The organism is Thermodesulfovibrionales bacterium (assembly GCA_035686305.1).
Lineage (GTDB): Bacteria > Nitrospirota > Thermodesulfovibrionia > Thermodesulfovibrionales > UBA9159 > DASRZP01.
In genome coordinates, this window is the sequence record DASRZP010000064.1 from 16,344 (window position 1) to 34,738 (window position 18,395).

At 51.7% G+C, this 18,395-nt stretch carries 15 protein-coding genes; 14 read left to right on the top strand and 1 reads right to left on the bottom strand.

Annotated features, from left to right (window positions below; all coding sequences use genetic code 11):
- The first annotated feature begins 139 nt into the window (after nucleotides 1-139).
- The 11 genes from VFG09_07990 to VFG09_08040 all read left to right on the top strand — a co-directional run bounded on the left by VFG09_07990 (nucleotide 140) and on the right by VFG09_08040 (nucleotide 15,524).
- Nucleotides 140-322 carry a hypothetical protein gene (locus VFG09_07990; GenBank protein ID HET6515084.1) on the top strand — a complete coding sequence of 61 codons (183 nt, stop codon included), beginning with the start codon at nucleotides 140-142 and terminating at the stop codon, nucleotides 320-322.
- 2 nt (nucleotides 323-324) lie between these two features.
- Nucleotides 325-3,282 carry an ATP-binding protein gene (locus tag VFG09_07995; protein HET6515085.1) on the top strand — a complete coding sequence of 986 codons (2,958 nt, stop codon included), beginning with the start codon at nucleotides 325-327 and terminating at the stop codon, nucleotides 3,280-3,282.
- Nucleotides 3,275-4,450: a sigma-54 dependent transcriptional regulator gene (locus tag VFG09_08000; protein ID HET6515086.1), complete on the top strand. Its 1,176-nt coding sequence runs from the start codon at nucleotides 3,275-3,277 to the stop codon at nucleotides 4,448-4,450. Before VFG09_07995 ends, VFG09_08000 begins: the two co-directional genes overlap by 8 nt.
- Before the next feature lie 92 nt (nucleotides 4,451-4,542).
- A complete protein-coding gene (locus VFG09_08005; GenBank protein HET6515087.1) occupies nucleotides 4,543-6,438 on the top strand; it encodes a DUF294 nucleotidyltransferase-like domain-containing protein in 1,896 nt (631 codons plus the stop codon).
- 19 nt (nucleotides 6,439-6,457) lie between these two features.
- Nucleotides 6,458-7,804, top strand: coding sequence for a sigma-54 dependent transcriptional regulator (locus VFG09_08010; protein HET6515088.1), 1,347 nt, complete (start codon nucleotides 6,458-6,460; stop codon nucleotides 7,802-7,804).
- A 263-nt stretch (nucleotides 7,805-8,067) separates the two neighbouring features.
- Nucleotides 8,068-9,969, top strand: a complete 1,902-nt coding sequence (locus VFG09_08015) for a DUF294 nucleotidyltransferase-like domain-containing protein (protein HET6515089.1) — start codon at nucleotides 8,068-8,070, stop codon at nucleotides 9,967-9,969.
- A 41-nt stretch (nucleotides 9,970-10,010) separates the two neighbouring features.
- On the top strand, nucleotides 10,011-10,676 hold the full coding sequence (locus VFG09_08020; GenBank protein ID HET6515090.1) for a 3'-5' exonuclease: 666 nt from the start codon (nucleotides 10,011-10,013) through the stop codon (nucleotides 10,674-10,676).
- Nucleotides 10,677-10,727: 51 nt separating this feature from the next.
- Nucleotides 10,728-11,045 carry a DUF485 domain-containing protein gene (locus tag VFG09_08025; GenBank protein HET6515091.1) on the top strand — a complete coding sequence of 106 codons (318 nt, stop codon included), beginning with the start codon at nucleotides 10,728-10,730 and terminating at the stop codon, nucleotides 11,043-11,045.
- Between the two features lie 2 nt (nucleotides 11,046-11,047).
- On the top strand, nucleotides 11,048-12,787 hold the full coding sequence (locus tag VFG09_08030; GenBank protein HET6515092.1) for a sodium/solute symporter: 1,740 nt from the start codon (nucleotides 11,048-11,050) through the stop codon (nucleotides 12,785-12,787).
- A gap of 134 nt (nucleotides 12,788-12,921) precedes the next feature.
- The gene (gene acs / locus VFG09_08035; protein HET6515093.1) at nucleotides 12,922-14,898 is read left to right on the top strand and encodes an acetate--CoA ligase; all 1,977 of its coding nucleotides are present in this window, start codon (nucleotides 12,922-12,924) and stop codon (nucleotides 14,896-14,898) included.
- A gap of 74 nt (nucleotides 14,899-14,972) precedes the next feature.
- The gene (locus tag VFG09_08040; GenBank protein ID HET6515094.1) at nucleotides 14,973-15,524 is read left to right on the top strand and encodes a hydrolase; all 552 of its coding nucleotides are present in this window, start codon (nucleotides 14,973-14,975) and stop codon (nucleotides 15,522-15,524) included.
- An 83-nt stretch (nucleotides 15,525-15,607) separates the two neighbouring features.
- Here the strand turns inward: VFG09_08040 and VFG09_08045 are convergent, their stop codons facing one another.
- Nucleotides 15,608-16,042: an Rrf2 family transcriptional regulator gene (locus tag VFG09_08045; protein ID HET6515095.1), complete on the bottom strand. Its 435-nt coding sequence runs from the start codon at nucleotides 16,040-16,042 to the stop codon at nucleotides 15,608-15,610.
- Between the two features lie 295 nt (nucleotides 16,043-16,337).
- On the opposite strand from VFG09_08045, the gene VFG09_08050 reads away from it, so the two are divergent.
- From VFG09_08050 to VFG09_08060, 3 genes are all read left to right on the top strand, one after another.
- The gene (locus tag VFG09_08050) at nucleotides 16,338-16,568 is read left to right on the top strand and encodes a tetratricopeptide repeat protein (protein ID HET6515096.1); all 231 of its coding nucleotides are present in this window, start codon (nucleotides 16,338-16,340) and stop codon (nucleotides 16,566-16,568) included.
- A 395-nt stretch (nucleotides 16,569-16,963) separates the two neighbouring features.
- Complete coding sequence (locus tag VFG09_08055; protein HET6515097.1) at nucleotides 16,964-17,785, top strand: 6-carboxyhexanoate--CoA ligase; 822 nt, start codon at nucleotides 16,964-16,966, stop codon at nucleotides 17,783-17,785.
- Nucleotides 17,782-18,395: diacylglycerol kinase family protein (locus VFG09_08060; protein ID HET6515098.1), on the top strand; the 614-nt coding region annotated here is incomplete at its 3' end. The genes VFG09_08055 and VFG09_08060, both read left to right, overlap by 4 nt.

Genomic DNA, 18,395 nt, shown 5'->3' on the forward strand with positions numbered 1-18,395 from the left:
CGGAAACCTCGGCAATTGATCATGTCACAGAGGTGAGCTGTCACGGAATCGTGACACAACATGGACCAAATTGTTGAGATTTCAGCTATAATGAATAAGGTCCCATACGATAGATGATCATGATACCAGGGGGTGGAGAATGAGGAATCCGGAGATATGGATATTCATTTTTATTCTTGGCCTCTTGGGGCTTAACTGGCCCTTCCTTGAAATATTCAATGTCACCGTAGTCTCCTATCTCTTCATTTTCTGGTTTCTTTTCATTCTCCTCGTGGCTTTTGCAGTTCGCAAGACGAGAGGCGCCAATAACCATGATGTGTAGGAATGTTCGAGGCCTATAATCTTTTCAGTATTGTCCTGTGCTATCTCTTTCTTCTCTTTGCCTTAGCCTACTATGCGGAGAGAAAGGAAAAGTCGGGAAGGAGCATCGCCAATAACCCTTACATCTATTCCCTATCACTAGCGGTCTACTGCACGTCATGGACCTTTTACGGGAGCGTAGGGAAAGCGGCCACGTCAGGACTCTCCTTCCTCACCATCTATCTGGGGCCGACGCTCATGGCGACCCTCTGGATTGTCATGCTCAGGAAGGTCGTGAGGATTGCCAAGGCAAACAGGATCACGACCCTGTCTGACTTCATCGGATCACGATACGGTAAATCGCTCTTCCTTTCTTCCCTGGTGACGATTGTTGCCGTAGTCGGTATCACGCCATACCTGGGACTTCAGATCAAGGCGATCATCAGCACCTTTGACATCATATCCGGTGAATCATCGGGAAGCGCTGCCATTGGACTCTTTATCACCTTGACCCTTGGAATCTTCGCAATCATCTTCGGCGCTCGCCGCCTTGATTCGTCAGAGCGTCACGGTGGCCTCGTCTTCGCCATCGCCTTCGAGTCCATCGTGAAGTTGGCTGCCTTTCTCCTCGTCGGTACCTATGTAACCTACGGGCTCTTTAATGGCTTCGGCGATATCTTTGCCAAGATTAAGGATTCTGAGCACTCTGTGCTCCTCTTTCTCGGGACAGGGACGGGGACGGATTATCCTGAATGGCTGTCGCTTCTTTTCCTCTCGATGATGGCCATCATGTTCCTGCCCCGCCAGTTCCAGATGGCTGTTGTCGAGAACTATGACGAAAACCATGTGACAAAGGCTGCATGGCTCTTTCCTCTCTATCTCTTTCTCATGAACATCTTCGTGCTGCCTATCGCCTTTGGCGGGCTTCTCCTCGGGGGTTCGGGGAAGAATGCCGATTACTTTGTGCTCACCCTGCCCTGGGAGCACGGCAACAGGTACCTGTCGCTTTTGGCGTTTATCGGCGGCTTTTCAGCGGCTACGGGCATGGTAATCGTCGAAAGCCTGGCTCTGAGCACCATGGTAATGAACAGTATCATCATGCCGGCGCTGATCAACTTCCATGATGCCCCGAAATTCTCCTCCGTCGTCCTTAACATTAAGAGACTCGTAATCCTCTCTGTCGTCTATATGGGCTATGTCTTTGCGACTTCAATCGGAGAATTCTACAGCCTTGTCGAGATCGGACTCAAGTCATTTGCTGCGGTGAGTCTCTTTGCGCCGGCCTTCTTTCTCGGACTCTACTGGAAGAGGGGGACGAGGGCCGGGGCCACAGCAGGACTCCTTGCAGGCTTTGCTGTCTGGTTCTACACCCTCATCGTTCCCGCCCTCATAAAGGCGGGGATCGTGAAGAATGTCGGTGTTATCGAGCTCATGACGGGTTCTGAAATGCTCAATCCGCATAATCTCTTCGGAATCGTTGACCTTGGCAAATGGGGAAACTCGCTCTTCTGGAGCATGCTCATAAACCTCATCTTCTACGTCGGCGTCTCGATCTTCACCAGACAGTCAAAGGAGGAGGAGATCCAGTCCCTCATCTTCGTAGATTCCTATGAAAGGGTGAAGGAACTCGCCCACGGAAGTTCTTATACGGCCCATGATATCGAAAATATCCTTGCCCAGTATATCGGCAGGGCCGAGGCAGGAGACGTCACCGCGCACTATCTGTCGAAAAAAGGGAAGAGCCATGAGGAACTTACGCCAAGGGAACTTTTTGAGTTGCGCGACGAGGCGGAAAAGATCCTCTCAGGCGCGATCGGCTCTTCCATGGCCGCGATTATCTTCGAGGATAAGCTCGTGCTGACGGAGAGGGAGAGAGGGGAACTTTCTGAATCGATCAAGCATATCACCGAACATCTGAGACTCTCCCGTCAGGAACTGGCGGAAGCGAACCGGGAACTCTCGTATCTCAAGGAATTCAGTGAGAATATTATTGAAAGCGCCCCCGTCGGCATCGTGACCGTTGATGCTCTTTTCAATGTCAAATACTGGAACAGGGAGATGGAGTCCATAAGCGGCATCGGGAGATCAGTTGCCTTTAACAGGTCTCTGCTCCATCTGCTGCCATGGTTGACAAGGGAGGTACTCATACGGACAGAGGAAAAGGAGATGACCGTCGAGACTCCTTCCCTCCAGTCCTTCAAGATCAATGTGAGCCCGTTCAAAGACCCTTCGGGCGGGCATGTTGTCATCTTCGAAGAGATCACGGAGAAGAAGAAGATGGAGGAGCAACTCTTGCAGACGTCAAAGCTCGCCAGTATCGGTAAATTGACAGCCGGGATATCCCATGAGATCGGCAACCCCCTTGCATCGATATCCTCCCTCGTCCAGGAACTCAGGTCATTGAGCATCGAATCACGGGACGATGTCGAATTTGTAGACGGCTCGCTGAAGACGATCAACAGCCATATCGATCGGATCGTGAAGATCGTCCGGAGCCTGGGCGATTTCGCGAGGATATCCTCCCCGGAAAAGACGCCTTCCAATATTTCTGAGATCCTTGACAGAACGATAAACCTTGTCAGGTATGACAAGAGGTTTAAGAATATTCAGCTCATCACTGATATAGACGGGATTCCGTCCCTGAGGGTCAATCCCGATAAGATCCAGCAGGTCTTTTTGAACCTCATTATCAACGCCCTCGATGTCATGCCCGACGGCGGCAGACTGAGCATCTCGATGAAAAAGACCGATTCATCCGTTCAGGTAGTTTTCAGCGATTCGGGCCCGGGGATCGAGGAAGGCCTTGTTGGCAGGATCTTTGATCCCTTCTTTTCGACGAAGGCCCCGGGGCAGGGCACGGGCTTAGGTTTGAGCATCTGCTATGGTATAATCAGGGAACATAACGGGACGATAACGGCTAAAAGCAAAAAAGGAGAGGGGACTACATTCGTCATAACCCTGCCCGCCGACAAGAATGAATGAAAGGCTGCTGATCGTCGAAGACGAGGAGACTCTCTGTGAGTCGCTGAAAAGGGTACTCTCACGAGAAGGCTATATTGTCGATATCTCTTACAGCGCCGAGTCAGCCCTCGATCTTTTTGAACAGAGGTTTTACGACCTGATCATAACTGATATCATCCTGCCCGGGAATACGGGGATAGAGCTGCTGAAGTCGGTCAAGGAGAAAGTCCCTGAACAGATCGTGATCATAACCACGGCCTATGCATCGCTGGAGACGGCTGTTGAAGCCCTTCGGGCAGGCGCCTATGATTATGTGGTGAAGCCCGTCATGCACGAAGAGATTAAGCAGATTGTGAAGAATGCTCTCACTCAGGCTGCACTCCAGGAAGAAAACCTCAGGCTTCGCAGGCATATCGAGAGGCACTATGACCTCAGTATGATTATCGGTGAGAGTGCTGTCATGAGGACCGTCATCGGCGAAGTGAGGAATATCTCGGGTAGTGGGAAGAACGTTCTCCTGAACGGAGAGATAGGAACAGGCAGGGAGCTTATCGCCAGGGCCATACATCTGAACAGCGGAAGGGACGGTAAGCCCTTCATCCCGGTAAATCTCTTTACGATTCCCGAAGAGCTTCTTGAGGCAAGGCTCTTTGGTTATGTAAAAGGGGCCTTCAAGGATGCCCTGACTTCCAGGAAGGGGCTTTTTGAGGAAGCCGATGGCGGGACGCTCTATCTTCGTGACATCGGCTTCCTGAGCGGCTCTCTCCAGGCAAAACTGTTCAGGGCCCTTGAAGACCATGAGACCGTTCCCGTTGGCGGCAAACAGGGCATTAAGGTTGACATGCGGATCGTTTCTGCCACAAGCCATGATATCGCCTCTGCGGTGGCGAAAGAGGAATTCAGGAAGGACCTCTATGGCCTGTTGAACGGTATCTCATTAAGGCTTCCTCCTCTGCGGGAACGAAAAGAAGATATAGAGCCCCTGGCAAGACACTTTATCAGAAAGTATTCCCAGGATTTGTGCAAGCCCGTCAAGGAACTCGAAGGGGAGGCCCTGGATCTCTTCCTTCGGTACGATTGGCCGGGCAACGTGAGGGAACTCCAGAATATTATTGAAAGGGCGGTCCTCATATCGGATACTGACATAATAAGGGTGAATCATCTCCCCCAATTCTTCCCGCCGGCGTGAGTCTTGGAGACGAAACAGTCACGAGAGGTCAACGCACATATTGACCCGGACATCCCATCAACCTTAACCGTACGAGATGTCGCCATAACGAGATGATCCTTGAAGATGTCATAAGTTTTCTCAAGAAAATCCCCCCCTTCCAGTCTCTCGATGAAAAGACCTTGAAGACCGTTGCCGGCAGTCTGTCCATGGAGTTCTATCCGAAAGAGACGGTCATTCTGGCGCAGGGAGGCCCGCCAAGCGATTCCCTGCGGATCATAAAAAAAGGCGGGGTGAAGATTGTCATGAGGTCGGAGAATGGAGAGGACGTCGTGATGGACTACCGGGGGGAGGGCGATAACTTCGGGTTCCTCTCGATGATCGGTAAAGAACGGGGCAAGACGACGGTCATTGCTATTGACGATACCATCTGTTATACCCTGAGACAGGAAAGAGTCCTGAAGCTCATAGAATCGACTCCGGCCTTCACAGAGTATTTCATGTCATACCTTTCGAGGTATATCGACAGGGCTTACAGCGAAATGCAGACCAAGAGTCGGTCCTCTGTCGGCAGCGACCGTTTTCTGTTTACGACACCCGTGGGGAGGATAGCGACGGAAGCTGTCATGGTCAGCGATGACATGACCATTCAGGAGGCCGCCCAGACTATGACAAAGAACAAGATCAGTTCTCTCATCGTCCGTGACAAGAAGAGCCTCCCCTCGGGTATCGTTACAGACAGGGACCTCAGGGACAAGGTTGTTGCACGGGGACGCAACGTACGGGAACCGATAAAAAACATCATGTCCATATCCCTCATAAGGGTTGACGCTCAGGATTCCTGCTTTGAGGCCGTATTGAAAATGCTGAAATACAATATCCATCACATGCTGGTGATAGAAGACGGGGCGTTGAAAGGCATCATGACCAATCATGACCTCATGCTCCTCCAGGGAACGTCCCCCCTCTCCTTTGCCAGTGACATAGAAAACCAGCAGACTGTCGACGGTCTCTTGCCGGTATCCTCAAAAATAAACAATCTCATCGGTCTCCTCCTCAAGGAGGGTGTGAAGGCGAGCGGGATCACGAAGATCTTAACCGAGATCAATGACAGACTGGTAAAGAAAGTCATCGAAATTGCAGAGAAGGAATGTGGACAACCGCCGCTTCCCTATTGCTGGATCGTTTTCGGCAGCGAGGGTCGCAAGGAACAGACCTTCAAAACAGACCAGGATAATGCTATCATCTTTGTTGACCCCGTAACGAAGGAAATGGAGGAGGCTGCTAAGGCTTATTTTCCCTGCTTTGCAGTTTTTGTCAGAGACAGCCTTCTGAAGATCGGTTTCCCCCTTTGTCCCGCCGACTATATGGCGAGCAATCCCCAGTGGTGCCAGCCGCTCAAGGTCTGGAAAAAGTACGCGGCGGACTGGATGAACGAACCGACTCAGGAGGCGGTGTTGAAATCCCTCATCTTTTTCGACGCCAGGCCCCTCTATGGTAAATTCAGCCTCCACGATGAGCTGCGAGGGTCTTTCCGGCTCCTCTCGGAGGGACAGAATGTCTTCCTCTGTCATATGGCGAACCTGATCATAAAAAATACCCCGCCCATCGGTTTTCTCAAGTCCTTCGTTGTCGAGAAGGGCGGTGAACATAAGGACGAGTTCAACCTTAAGGTGAAGGGTATTACCCCGCTCGTTGATGCCGTGAGGCTCTTTGCCCTCGAAAAGGGTGTTCGGGAAACGTCGACCCTCGGAAGAATCGAGGCTCTGAGAGAACGACACGCGATTGTAAAGGAACATGTTGAAGAGCTGAGGCATGCCTTTGAGTTCATCATGCTTCTCAGGATCCAGCATCAGTTCGAGCAGATCAGTGAAGGCGTGAAACCTGACAACTTTATCAATCCCAACAAGCTGAGCAACCTCGAGAAGAAGACGATCCGGGAGGCCTTTCATCTCGTGTCGAGCCTGCAGGAGCTGATCTTCGAGAGGTGTAAGGCCTTCATCGTGTAAAAAAGGAAGGCGTGGCGTAGTGAACGAGAGACTGCTGATCGTTGAAGACGAAGAGACCCTCTGCGAGTCTCTGAAGAGGGTACTTGAGAGAGAAGGATATGTGGTTGACGCCTTTACCAGTGCCGAATCCGTTCTCGGAAAGATTGAAGAGATGGCCTATGACCTGATCATCTCGGACATTACCCTTCCCGGGATCGACGGGATAGAGCTCTTGCGCAGGATAAAAGAAAAATTGCCGGAACAGATCGTCATCATCATCACTGCCTATGCCTCGATAGAGACCGCAGTCGGTGCCCTCAGGGCCGGAGCGTATGATTATGTCATAAAGCCGATCATGCATGAGGAGATAAAGAGAATCGTCAGAAATGCCCTGAAAGAACGGTCCCTGAGGGCAGAAAATGTATTGCTCAGGAGGCAGATAGAGGAGAGATACGATTTCGAAAAGATCGTGGGCCAGAGCAGTGAGATCTCCGCAGTGATCGGTGAAGTCAAGAAGATTGCCGATTCAAGGAGCAGTATACTCCTTCTCGGCGAGACCGGTACGGGTAAGGAGCTTGTGGCGAGGGCTATTCACTATAACAGCTTCCGTCAGGACAAGCCCTTTGTCCCAATAAACTGCAGCGCGATTCCAGAGAATCTCCTTGAATCAGAACTCTTCGGGTATATAAAGGGGGCTTTTACGGGCGCAACGGGTTCGAAGAGGGGTCTCTTCGAGGAGGCAGACGGCGGGACTATCTTTCTCGATGAAATCGGAGAACTGAGCCAGCACTTACAGGCAAAGCTCCTCCGGGTAATAGATGACCATGAGATAAGACCCCTCGGCAGTACTCAGTCCCGAAAAGTCGACGTGAGGTTTATTGCGGCCACAAACAAGGACATCCTGAGGGCGGTAAATGAAGGTACCTTCAGGGAAGACCTCTACTACAGGATCAATGTCGTCACGATCACGTTGCCGCCTTTGAGGGAAAGGAGAGAGGACATTGTTATCCTCGCGAAGCACTTTGTCGAGAAATATGCGAACGAGATTGGAAAGTCAGTAAAGTTTATCGATGATTCTGCCCTGAAAATTCTCGTGGACTACCCCTGGCCTGGAAATGTCAGGGAACTGCAGAACATCATTGAACGCGCGGTGCTCATAACCGAAAGCAACACGATCTTTCGGGAACATCTTCCCGAAGGCATGAAGGTCCGCGATTCTTTCGTAGCTGCTGCCTTTAATACCGTCCTTTCAATCGAAGACTATACAAAGGAATTCATCCTGAGGTTCCAGTCAGCCTATACCGAACAGAAGCTTGCAGATATGCTCGGCATCACGAGAAAGTCTTTGTGGGAAAAGAGAAGAAAATGGGGGCTCAAGAGGAAATAGTTACTATTGTTCACGGTAAGGCCTCATTCTTGTTACAATAAGTTACATAAGGTAATATCTTAAAATTAAGGATATTTCATTTATCATTTCGTTCCATGTTACCTCTAGTAACTAATTTGTCTGAGCTCTAAAATTGAGACTTTAAGGTCAGTGACCGGTTATTTGCAATAATCCTTGTTATACAGTAAGTTATGCTATCTTGACCTACCAAATAATCTTGGGCACATTACTTGCGTGTTCATAAAAGAGTTATGAATGTCACCATGCCTATCGAAGACGTCATCGAGTTCCTTAAAGAGGTCACACCGTTTCACGAGCTTGACGAAGCTACTCTGAGCAGTATCGCGAGTAGTATCTCCATTGAATTCTATCCGAAGGGTTCCATGATACTCCGCCAGGAAGGGCCTGCAAGTGAGTACCTGAGGATCATCAGACAGGGTTCGGTGAAGGTATTCATAAGGTCTGGCAGGGACGACGAGGTCATGATCGACGTAAGGGGCGAAGGCGATTCCTTCGGCTTTCTCTCCCTTGTGAGCGGCGACAAATCCAGGGCCAATGTAGTTGCTCTGGATGACACCACCTGCTATCTTATAGGTCGGGAGAAGGTCCTTGAGCTTCTCGAAACCTATCCGGCTTTTACCGAATACTTTCTCGTTTCCGTCCTGAACAAATATATCGACAAGACTTATAAGGAGATGAGGAAGAAGAGCGTCCTTTACAGTGGAGGAGACAGACTCCTCTTCACCACCCCCATCGGCGAGCTTGTTACAAAGGCGATCATAACCGCGTCCCAGGAGATCTCGATACGGCAGGCTGCCGAGATCATGTCGGAAAACAGGATAAGCTCTCTTGTCCTTGTCGATTCCGAAGGGGTTCCGACAGGTATCGTCACGGACCGGGACCTGAGGGATAAGGTTGTCTCAAAGGAAAGAAATGTCTCGGAAAGCGCGAAGACGATTATGAGCGTCTCCCTTATCAAGGCCGACGCCCGTGATTATTGCTTCGAAGCGATTCTCAACATGATACGGTACAACATACACCACCTTTTGGTGATCGACAACGGCAAACTCAAGGGGGTGATCACCAACCATGACCTTATGATGCTCCAGGGCACTTCTCCCATCTCTATAGCACGGGAGATAGAAAGTCAGCAGTCCGTAGAAGGACTGGTCCCTGCGTCGAAGAAGATAAACAAGATCATAGAGCTCCTCCTCAAGGAAGGGGCCAAGGCGAGCAATATCACAAGGATCATTAGCGAGATCAATGACCGGCTCTTTAGGAAGATCGTCGAGATTACGGAAAAGAAGCTCGGAAGCCCTCCTCTTGATTATTGCTGGATCATTTTCGGCAGCGAAGGCCGTAAGGAACAGACCTTCAGGACCGATCAGGACAACGCGATCGTCTATGAAGACACAACGTCGCCTGAGAGGGAGGAAGAGGCGAGGACCTATTTTTCGGCCCTCACGCTCCTCGTCCGCGACGGTCTTCTGAAATGCGGATTTCCGCCCTGTCCTGCCGATTATATGGCGAGCAACCCCCAGTGGTGTCAGCCGCTGAGGGTGTGGAAAAGGTACTTCTCTCTGTGGGTCAACGAACCGACGGCTGAAGCCCTTTTGAAGTCCCTCATATTCTTCGATTTCAGACCGCTTTATGGCAATATAAGCCTTTCTGAGGCGCTCAGAGATGCCCTCTCTTCCTTGCTGAAGAGCCAACCGGCCTTTTTCGGCTTTATGGCAAATGCCGTGATTAAGAACACCCCTCCCATGGGCTTCCTCAGGTCCTTTGTGGTCGAAAAGAGCGGTGAGCACAAGGATGAATTCGATCTCAAAGTAAAAGGGATTGCCCCCCTTGTTGATGCCGTCAGACTCTTTGCTCTCGAGAAAGGGATACGGGAGACCTCAACCCTTGAAAGGATTGAGACGCTGAGAGACCGGCATACGATCGTCAAGGAGAGCGCCGAAGAGCTTGAATATGCCTTTGAGTTCATCATGCTCCTGAGGGTCCAGCATCAATTTGATCAGATCGAGGTGGGCAGGCAGCCTGACAATTTCATCAATCCGTACAAATTAAGCAGTCTTGACAAAAAAATCCTGAAGGACAGTTTCTCTCTTATTTCAAGGATACAAGACCTTATCATCGAACGATACAAACAGTCAATCTTGTAAGAATGCTGGGCTTGTTGAATTTCAGGAAGAGGAAGGGAACAGTGATCGACGAAACGCTGCCGGTCGGTAAGGTCAGGTATGTCATAATCGATACCGAACTCACCGGTCTTGATGAAAAACGAGACTCCATCGTCTCCATGGCTGCCATACGGATGGTAGGCGGAAGGATAGACTTTGGAGATGTCTTTTATAAGCTTGTAAACCCTGAGACGGAACTGACCGCGAAAAGCATCATTATCCATGGAATTACACCCTCGGATGTTGTCGAGAAGCCTGAGATTGCCACGGTCCTCTCGGAATTTGTCCAGTTCTGCGGCAACGATGTCGTTGTGGGGCATTGCATATCGGTGGACCTCGCCTTTATCAACAGGGAGATGAAAAGAATTCTCGGATACGCCTTGAAGAACGAGGTCCTTGACACGTCTGCCATCTATGAATGGATACGGAAAAGGTATTCTTCCCAGAGGACTTTCCCTTCTCGGTTCACGGACTCAGGATTGTTTGACATCGCAGAGCATTTTGGAGTCTCTGTTACCGGCGCGCATAATGCGGCAATGGACGCATTCATCACGGCGCAGGTCTTTCAGCGGTTCATCCCTATGCTGACCGGAGGAGGGATAAACAGCATAGGCGACCTGTTAGGTATCGGTAATCCATCAAAGGGAGGTGATAGGACAGGACATGCGATTGGGATGTACACTTTTTAGGAAATTCGCGCTTGCATTGCAAGCTATAACCTGATGGAGGAGGTAAGAGTAATGAGCAGTAAGAAGACCGTGCATGAAATCCTTGAGGACGAGGATTTCAAATCATTGACGAGTCAGAAGAATACGATCTCCGTAATTCTGACGGTTCTGGAACTGGTTCTCTATTTCGGGTTTATCGCCCTGATCGCCTTTAACAAACCGTTCCTGGCCCAGAAGCTGAGTGAAGGGTCGGCCACGACGATCGGAATTCCCATTGCTGTCGGCACGATCCTTTTCTCCTGGGTCTTTACGGGTATTTACATCTTTTGGGCGAACAGCAAGTATGACGTGCTGGTCAAGAAAGTCAAAGAGAAAGTGATAGGAGGATAACGATGCCACAAGCAACACAAACTATGATAGGTCAGGCGAACCCGACGGCGATAATGTTCTTCGTTTTTTTCGTTGCTAGTACCCTGGGCATTACGTATTGGGCTGCAAAGAGAACGCGGACCACAAAGGACTTCTACGCCGCGGGCAGGAGCATCACCGGTTTCCAGAACGGCCTCGCCCTTGCCGGTGATTACATGAGTGCAGCGTCCTTTCTCGGGATCGCGGGAATAGTCTCGACAAAGGGGTATGACGGCCTCATCTATTCAGTGGGATGGCTGGTGGGATGGCCGATCATCATGTTCCTCATATCAGAACCCCTGAGAAACCTGGGCAAATACACCTTCGCCGATGTTGTCGCGTACCGGCTGAACCAGAGACCGATAAGGGCCGCTGCTGCTGCGGGCTCTCTCGTGGTCGTTCTCACCTACCTTATTGCCCAGATGGTTGGAGCAGGAACGCTCATAAAGCTGATGTTCGGTATCCCCTTTGAGGTTGCTATCATAGTGACGGGAACACTGATGATATCCTATGTGATCTTCGGTGGTATGATCGCGACCACATGGGTCCAGATCATAAAGGCATGCCTGCTCCTCGGCGGAGCGACACTTCTCGTTATCCTGACCCTCGCCCAGTTCGGTTTCAGCTACGCCGAGCTCTTCGGCCAGGCAGAGAAGATGTACACGAACAAGTTCCTCGAGCCGGGAATACTCGTTACGGACCCCGTCGATGCCTTCTCCCTCGGACTCGCGCTTATGTTCGGTACGGCAGGACTTCCCCACATCCTCATGAGGTTCTATACGGTCCCTGATGCAAAGGCTGCAAGGAAGTCGGTCTTCTACGCAACAGGGTTCATCGGATACTTTTACATCCTCACCGTTACCATCGGTTTCGGCGCGGCAGTTCTCGTAACCCAGAAGGTCATCATGGGTATAGACAAGGGCGGCAACATGGCAGGACCTCTCCTTGCAGAGGCCCTCGGCGGGAACCTCTTCCTCGGGTTCCTTTCGGCCGTTGCCTTTGCCACCATCCTTGCCGTTGTCTCAGGCTTGACCCTTGCAGGCGCATCCGCCTTCTCCCATGACCTCTTTGTCGGCGTCATCAGGCGCGGCCAGGCATCAGAAAAGGATGAGGTGAAGGTCGCAAAGATCGCGACCGTCGGCCTTGGCATCACGGCAATGCTCCTCGGGATCCTCTTTAAGGGCCAGAACGTCGCCTTCCTCGTCGGCCTCACCTTTGCTATCGCTGCGAGCGCCAACTTCCCTGCGCTCCTCATGTCGATCCTCTGGAAGAAGTTCACCACATACGGGGCGGTGACGAGTATTTACACCGGCCTTATCGTCGCTACAGCGCTCCTGATCCTCAGCCCGACGGTATGGGTCGATATCGTCCACAAGGACGATGTGGCTGCGGTGAGCAAGCAGGTCAAGACAATCGAAGACGGCGTAAAGGCAAAGGTCGCCGAACTCGAGAAACAGAAAGTCCCGGGAGTCGATCCTGTAATGGCAGCGCAGATAGATGCCTCGATTGCAGCAGAGAAGAAGGCGGCAGAACCACAGATTAAAGCGGCAAAGTCCAATATGCCGAAGGCGATTTTCCCTCTTAAGAACCCCGGTATATACTCTATGGCAGCAGCCTTTATCATCGGCATTCTCGTGTCCCTCATGGCGCCTGACAAGGTCGCCGAAGCGAAGTTTGATGGTGAGAAACTGAGGGAGTATATCGGCATAGGGGCTGAAGATTAGTTAGCAGTTCTTAACCATCGTCGGTCGGCGTTAGGAAAGGCTCTATCCGGGGGTCAGAATGAGGGAGAAGACCTCTCCGTCTCTATTCTGACTCCTGGTGTTTCATGAAAAAATAACTATGACGGAGGACCGGAATGTCAAAAGAGAGCATTAGCGTCTTGATGGCTGAAAACAGGACATTTCCACCATCAAAGGAGTTTAGCGGAAAGGCCCACATCAAGAGCATTCAGGACTATGAAAAGATCTATAAGAAGTCTGTAGATGACCCCGAAGGCTTCTGGGGTGAGATGGCAGAAAAGCATCTCACCTGGTACAAGAAGTGGGATAAGGTGCTGGAATATAATTTTGAGAGACCCGAGATCAAGTGGTTCCAGGGCGGGAGGATCAATGTCTCCTACAACTGTCTTGACAGGCACATAACGACACCCACACGGAACAAGGCTGCCATTATCTGGGAAGCCGATGACGGGAGTTACAAGACCTACACCTACCAGCAGATGTACTATGAGGTGAACAAGTTTGCGAATGTCCTCAAGAAGCACGGAGTGAAGAAGGGCGACAGGGTCACCATATATCTCCCCATGATCCCGGAGTTGGCCATCTCCATGCTCGCCTGTTCCAGGATCGGGGCCATTCATAGCATCGTGTTCGGAGGATTCAGCGCACAGTCCTTGAGGGACAGGATCCAGGACTGCAAGGCGAGTCTTCTCATCACCTGCGATGAGGGCGCGAGGGCAGGGAAATTCGTGCCCCTCAAGGCCAATGCAGATGAGGCGCTCAACGAGTGTCCGACGGTCGGGAAGGTGATCGTCGTTCAGAGGACAAAGAGCGGCGAGATCAATATGGTTAACGGCAGGGACCTGTGGTGGAATACGGAGATGTCGGCTGCGGACGTTCAGGGCTACTGTGAACCGGTCCAGATGGACGCTGAAGATCCGTTGTTTATCCTCTATACCTCGGGTTCGACAGGAAAGCCAAAGGGAGTGCTCCACACGACAGGAGGCTACCTCCTCTTTGTGAACCTCACCTTCAAATGGATCTTCGACTACCAGGAGGAAGACATCCATTTCTGCACAGCAGACATAGGCTGGGTAACGGGACATAGTTACATTGTGTACGGGCCTCTTTCTGCGGGCGCCACGAGCCTGATGTTCGAGGGTGTACCGACCTATCCGAACGCCGGCAGATTCTGGGACATCTGCGACAAGCACCGGGTTAATATCTTTTATACAGCTCCGACTGCCATAAGGGCCTTGATGAGGGAAGGCGAAGGCTGGGTTACGAAACATGACCTTTCATCCCTGAGATTGCTGGGCACCGTTGGCGAGCCGATCAATCCCGAAGCCTGGATGTGGTATCACACCCACGTCGGAAAGGGAAAATTACCTATTGTGGATACGTGGTGGCAGACAGAGACAGGAGGGATCCTCATAACGCCCCTTCCCGGAGCCATGACCTTGAAGCCGGGATCAGCCACAAGGGCCTTTCCCGGTGTTGTCCCTAGGGTCTTGAAAGAAGACGGTTCTCCTGCAGGGGTAGACGAAGGCGGTTACCTTGTTATCGAGAAACCCTGGCCGGGCATGCTGAGGGGTACTTTTGGGGACCCGGAAAACAAGAGGGTAAAGGAGGTTTACTTCACGAGGTTCCCCGGCAGGTACTTTACCGGAGACGGCGCAAGAGTTGACGGAGACGGTGATTACTGGCTCATGGGGAGAATCGACGATGTCATCAACATCTCCGGCCACCGGCTCGGGACGGCTGAGGTCGAATCGGCCCTCGTGAGCCACGAGGCCGTTGCAGAGGCAGCGGTGGTCGGTTATCCCCACGACATTAAGGGAGAGGGCATTTATGTCTATGTGACCCTTAAGGAAGGTAAGCAGCCGACAGATGAACTGAAGAAGATTCTTGTGGGCCATGTGAGGACGGTCATCGGGCCCATCGCAACACCCGACAAACTCCAGTTTGCACCGGGTTTGCCGAAGACGAGGAGCGGCAAGATCATGAGAAGGATTCTGAGGAAGATCGCCCACGGACAGATTGATGAACTGGGTGATACCTCGACCCTTGCCGATCCATCAGTTGTTGACAACCTGGTAAAGGGAAGACAGTGAGAACAGACGGCAAGCTCTAGGCGCGTGGTTCTGCAGGGGCGATTCATGAATCGCCCCTGCCTTTGAGGAGCAGGATGGACAGGTTTTTCCTACGTAAGAATGAAGCAGTCCTCGTCATGGTCGATATTCAGGAGCGCCTCGCTGCTGTTATGGACGAGCGCCGGAAGGTTGTTTCAAATACTCTCCATCTCATCGAGGCAGCAAAACTCCTCAACATCCCGATCATTCTCACGGAGCAGTATCCAAAGGGTCTCGGCATCACAGTCAGCGAGATCAGAGATTCGGTTCCTTCGTATGAACCCATTGAGAAGATGATGTTCGGTTGCTGCGGGGAACCTGCCTTCCTGAACTCCCTTGATGCTTCAGGGAGAAGAAAAGTTGTCCTCGCAGGGATGGAGACCCATGTCTGCGTGCTGCAGACATGTATTGGTTTATTAAAAAGGGGATATGCCGTCCATGTCGTCAAGGACGCAGTCTGCTCTCGCACGCAGGCAAACTTCGAGACAGGCGTAGGATTCATGGGGGACGCAGGGGCCGTGGTGACCTGCACGGAAACCGTCTTGTTTCAGGTATTGGAAAAAGCCGGAACAGACGAATTCAAAGTGATATCAAAAAGGATAAAATAGGTTTCACCGTTGTTAAGGCAGGGAAGGGAGGTTTATGGACACGTTGCGGTCGCAATAAACAGACCGATCCGCTGGTATCTTCTCTATGATGTTTCGCTTCTTCTGTTGCGTGTTGTCGTCTCTTCTTTCGAGAATCTGCCGAAGGTGTAATGCCTGAGTTTGTTTTCGATGCCCCTCTGGATCTCGACCCAGACCGGGTGGACGGAGCAGAAACTGCTTCTTGAGCAACTGTCGCTGTCGAGCACACAGATATTCAGGCACAGGGGACCCTGAATAGCCTCGATCACCGTGAGCAGATTCACCTCTGAAGGCTCTCCTCCGAGCCGGAACCCCCCCTTCACACCACGGCTTGATTTCACGATGCCAGCTTTTACGAGCTTCTGGAGGATCTTTGCAAGAAAACTCTTCGGAATTTCCATCTCCCGCGCTATGTCCTCCACTACGGTGACGGTCTGGGGATTCATTGAGAGGTAAAGGACGCATCTGACGGCATAGTCTGTTTCACGGGTGATATTCATAATGTAGATAAAAGGTATCCGATATCCCGATGATTTGTCAACCGATGAAAGCTAAGGCAGGTCATCTCTTCGGGGACGGCATCCCCTTCTTGGCAAGAGAATAGCCGTCTGTGATTGTTCCGACCACATAATCCTCTAATAACAGCCTGTCCTGAAGAGGCGTTTGCGGTCCGCAAAACTCCATGAAAAATCCGCTGTGAATGTGGTTAAATAGTAACTACCCATAGAACTTGTGATCATTGCCTGAACGTGCAGGTGATGAGTCTTTCTGCAGCGAGAGGAGAGAGGAGGATGTATGAAAAAGGCGGTTCTTGTCTTCATGGCCCTCTGTCTCTTTTGCGTTTCAGCGTGCACCCGCAACAAGTCTGCCGAACTGTTAGAGACAGCACAATTTGAAGAAGTGCAGAAGAACCGGGAGCATGCCCGAGAACTGTACGAAGAAATCCTCAAGAAATATCCTGAAAGTGAAGAGGCAAAGAGGGCCAGGGAACGGCTGTCCGCACTGAAAGAGGGCGGAGGACGTTGACCTGTTCGTGCAAGTCTTGCAAGTATGGCTATGAAACGACCCCCGACGGCCACAGACCTCCTGGGGGCACCGTGTGGTGCAGCAAGAGGAAGATACCGATGGGCCAAAGCAGGAGCATGTCGTGCTTCTTGCCGTCGGTATCGGAAAAGAGCAAAAGGTGTCAGGACTGTAAATGGGCAAAGATGCTGACGCCTTCGGGGGAGGCCCCGATGATCGGAAAGATATGGTGTGAGCGGAGACATTGCGAGATAAATAGACTCCGCACGATGGAATGTTTCGATTAACGGAACTCTCCGGCGGCAACGTTTAGGCTGCAAAAGTTCGGACTGCAGGTTGTTCCCTGTCCAGCGTAACGATCGAGAAGAGAGCTTTCCAGTATTGAGGTGTCCGGGATAATGGAAAAGATCAGCGGTTCTCTCTGGAGCGTCAGGATGAGGGCGTCCAGAAAAGGGAAGAAGAGGCGTCTATCCGGAGGAAAGAGCGGCGAAGAGAAGGCGATCCATGTTTCAGGCGCCGAGGGACTCTATGCCTCTTGCGAGATACCTCGCATTGTCGATGGCTACCTCAAGAGGGCAATAAACCACCCACGGGGACTGCCGGATACCATAACCCTCACCATCGAGAAGGTGAACGAGGAGCCTCTCGCCATACCTCTTCTGCCGGTTTCGACCATTGTCTGTCAATCACCTCATGAAGCCAGGAGAGTTATCTGCTCATTATTGTCGGAGGCAGGGCTGTCGAGAGAGGTCATCGAGCGGGGTATCAGGATTGCGGCCGGAAATGAAGTTATGCGCGGCGCATCACTCATACGTTCGGTGTCGGGCATCCGGGCTGAGCCGGACACGTTGAGGGGGGTGCGGGTATCGAGACTCGGGATCGAAAGATCCTCTGAGAGGAGATTGTCGCGGGGCCTTGCGAGAGGCGGTATAAATACGTCTACGGTGAAGGAGGCGGTTGTCCTTGCATCCAAGGTGGCCTCGTGCGGCGGTGTGGTTGCCGAACTCTGTATATCCGATGATCCTCATTATACGACAGGGTATGTCGCGTCGGCAGGTCTCGGCTACGTCCGTGTAACGAAGATCAAAGATCCAGGGAGCATGAGCGGAGGGAGGATATTCTTCGTCGAAGAGAAGGCAGACGTAAGCCCCATCATAGATTATCTTGAAAAGATACCGGTTATCGCGACTCTCCCGCCAAGGGATCGCGTCTCTCGATGAAGTCACCGATTCTCCTCATTGCCAACCCCGCTGCGAGGCATGCCTCTGAAAAGGGCATCGAAAGGGCCGCGAATCTGCTGCGTTCAGGAGGTTGGGACGTCCGGGTCTTATTCACATGCAAAAAGGGAGACGCTGAGGCCTTTGCCCGACATGCACAGGCTGAAGGTATCTCCCTTATCATGGCCGCAGGTGGTGACGGCACGTTGAACGAAGTGATAAACGGTATCGTCCATACCGATGTCTCCATGGCGATTCTGCCAATGGGGACGACCAACGTCCTGGCCAAGGAACTCGGCATTCCCGAAGATATTGAGGGCGCCGTGAACAGGGCTCTCAAGGGGAGGCCACGGGCCGTCTCCCTTGGAAGGATCACCGTCGGCCAGCTTCCGTCGCCTCTTACGCGATACTTCTGCCTTATGGCGGGAATAGGGTTCGATGGAGACGCGGTGTATAGATTCAGCACTTCTCTCAAGAGATTTTCCGGCAAGGCAGCGTACATCCTCAGCGGTATGAAAACGCTCCTGCACTATTCTCCCGAACCACTGACATTCTCTATGGACGGAAAATCATGCAGGGGATATTCGGCAATCATATGCAAGGCCGCGCGGTA

Coding starts and splice junctions, on each gene's coding strand:
- VFG09_08040 (HET6515094.1), top strand. CDS start 14,973: ATGGACAGGTTTTTCCTACGTAAGAATGAAGCAGTCCTCGTCATGGTC.
- VFG09_08030 (HET6515092.1), top strand. CDS start 11,048: ATGCCACAAGCAACACAAACTATGATAGGTCAGGCGAACCCGACGGCG.
- VFG09_08000 (HET6515086.1), top strand. CDS start 3,275: ATGAATGAAAGGCTGCTGATCGTCGAAGACGAGGAGACTCTCTGTGAG.
- acs (HET6515093.1), top strand. CDS start 12,922: ATGTCAAAAGAGAGCATTAGCGTCTTGATGGCTGAAAACAGGACATTT.
- VFG09_08005 (HET6515087.1), top strand. CDS start 4,543: ATGATCCTTGAAGATGTCATAAGTTTTCTCAAGAAAATCCCCCCCTTC.
- VFG09_08025 (HET6515091.1), top strand. CDS start 10,728: ATGAGCAGTAAGAAGACCGTGCATGAAATCCTTGAGGACGAGGATTTC.
- VFG09_07995 (HET6515085.1), top strand. CDS start 325: ATGTTCGAGGCCTATAATCTTTTCAGTATTGTCCTGTGCTATCTCTTT.
- VFG09_08015 (HET6515089.1), top strand. CDS start 8,068: ATGCCTATCGAAGACGTCATCGAGTTCCTTAAAGAGGTCACACCGTTT.
- VFG09_08050 (HET6515096.1), top strand. CDS start 16,338: ATGAAAAAGGCGGTTCTTGTCTTCATGGCCCTCTGTCTCTTTTGCGTT.
- VFG09_08055 (HET6515097.1), top strand. CDS start 16,964: ATGGAAAAGATCAGCGGTTCTCTCTGGAGCGTCAGGATGAGGGCGTCC.
- VFG09_07990 (HET6515084.1), top strand. CDS start 140: ATGAGGAATCCGGAGATATGGATATTCATTTTTATTCTTGGCCTCTTG.
- VFG09_08045 (HET6515095.1), bottom strand. CDS start 16,042: ATGAATATCACCCGTGAAACAGACTATGCCGTCAGATGCGTCCTTTAC.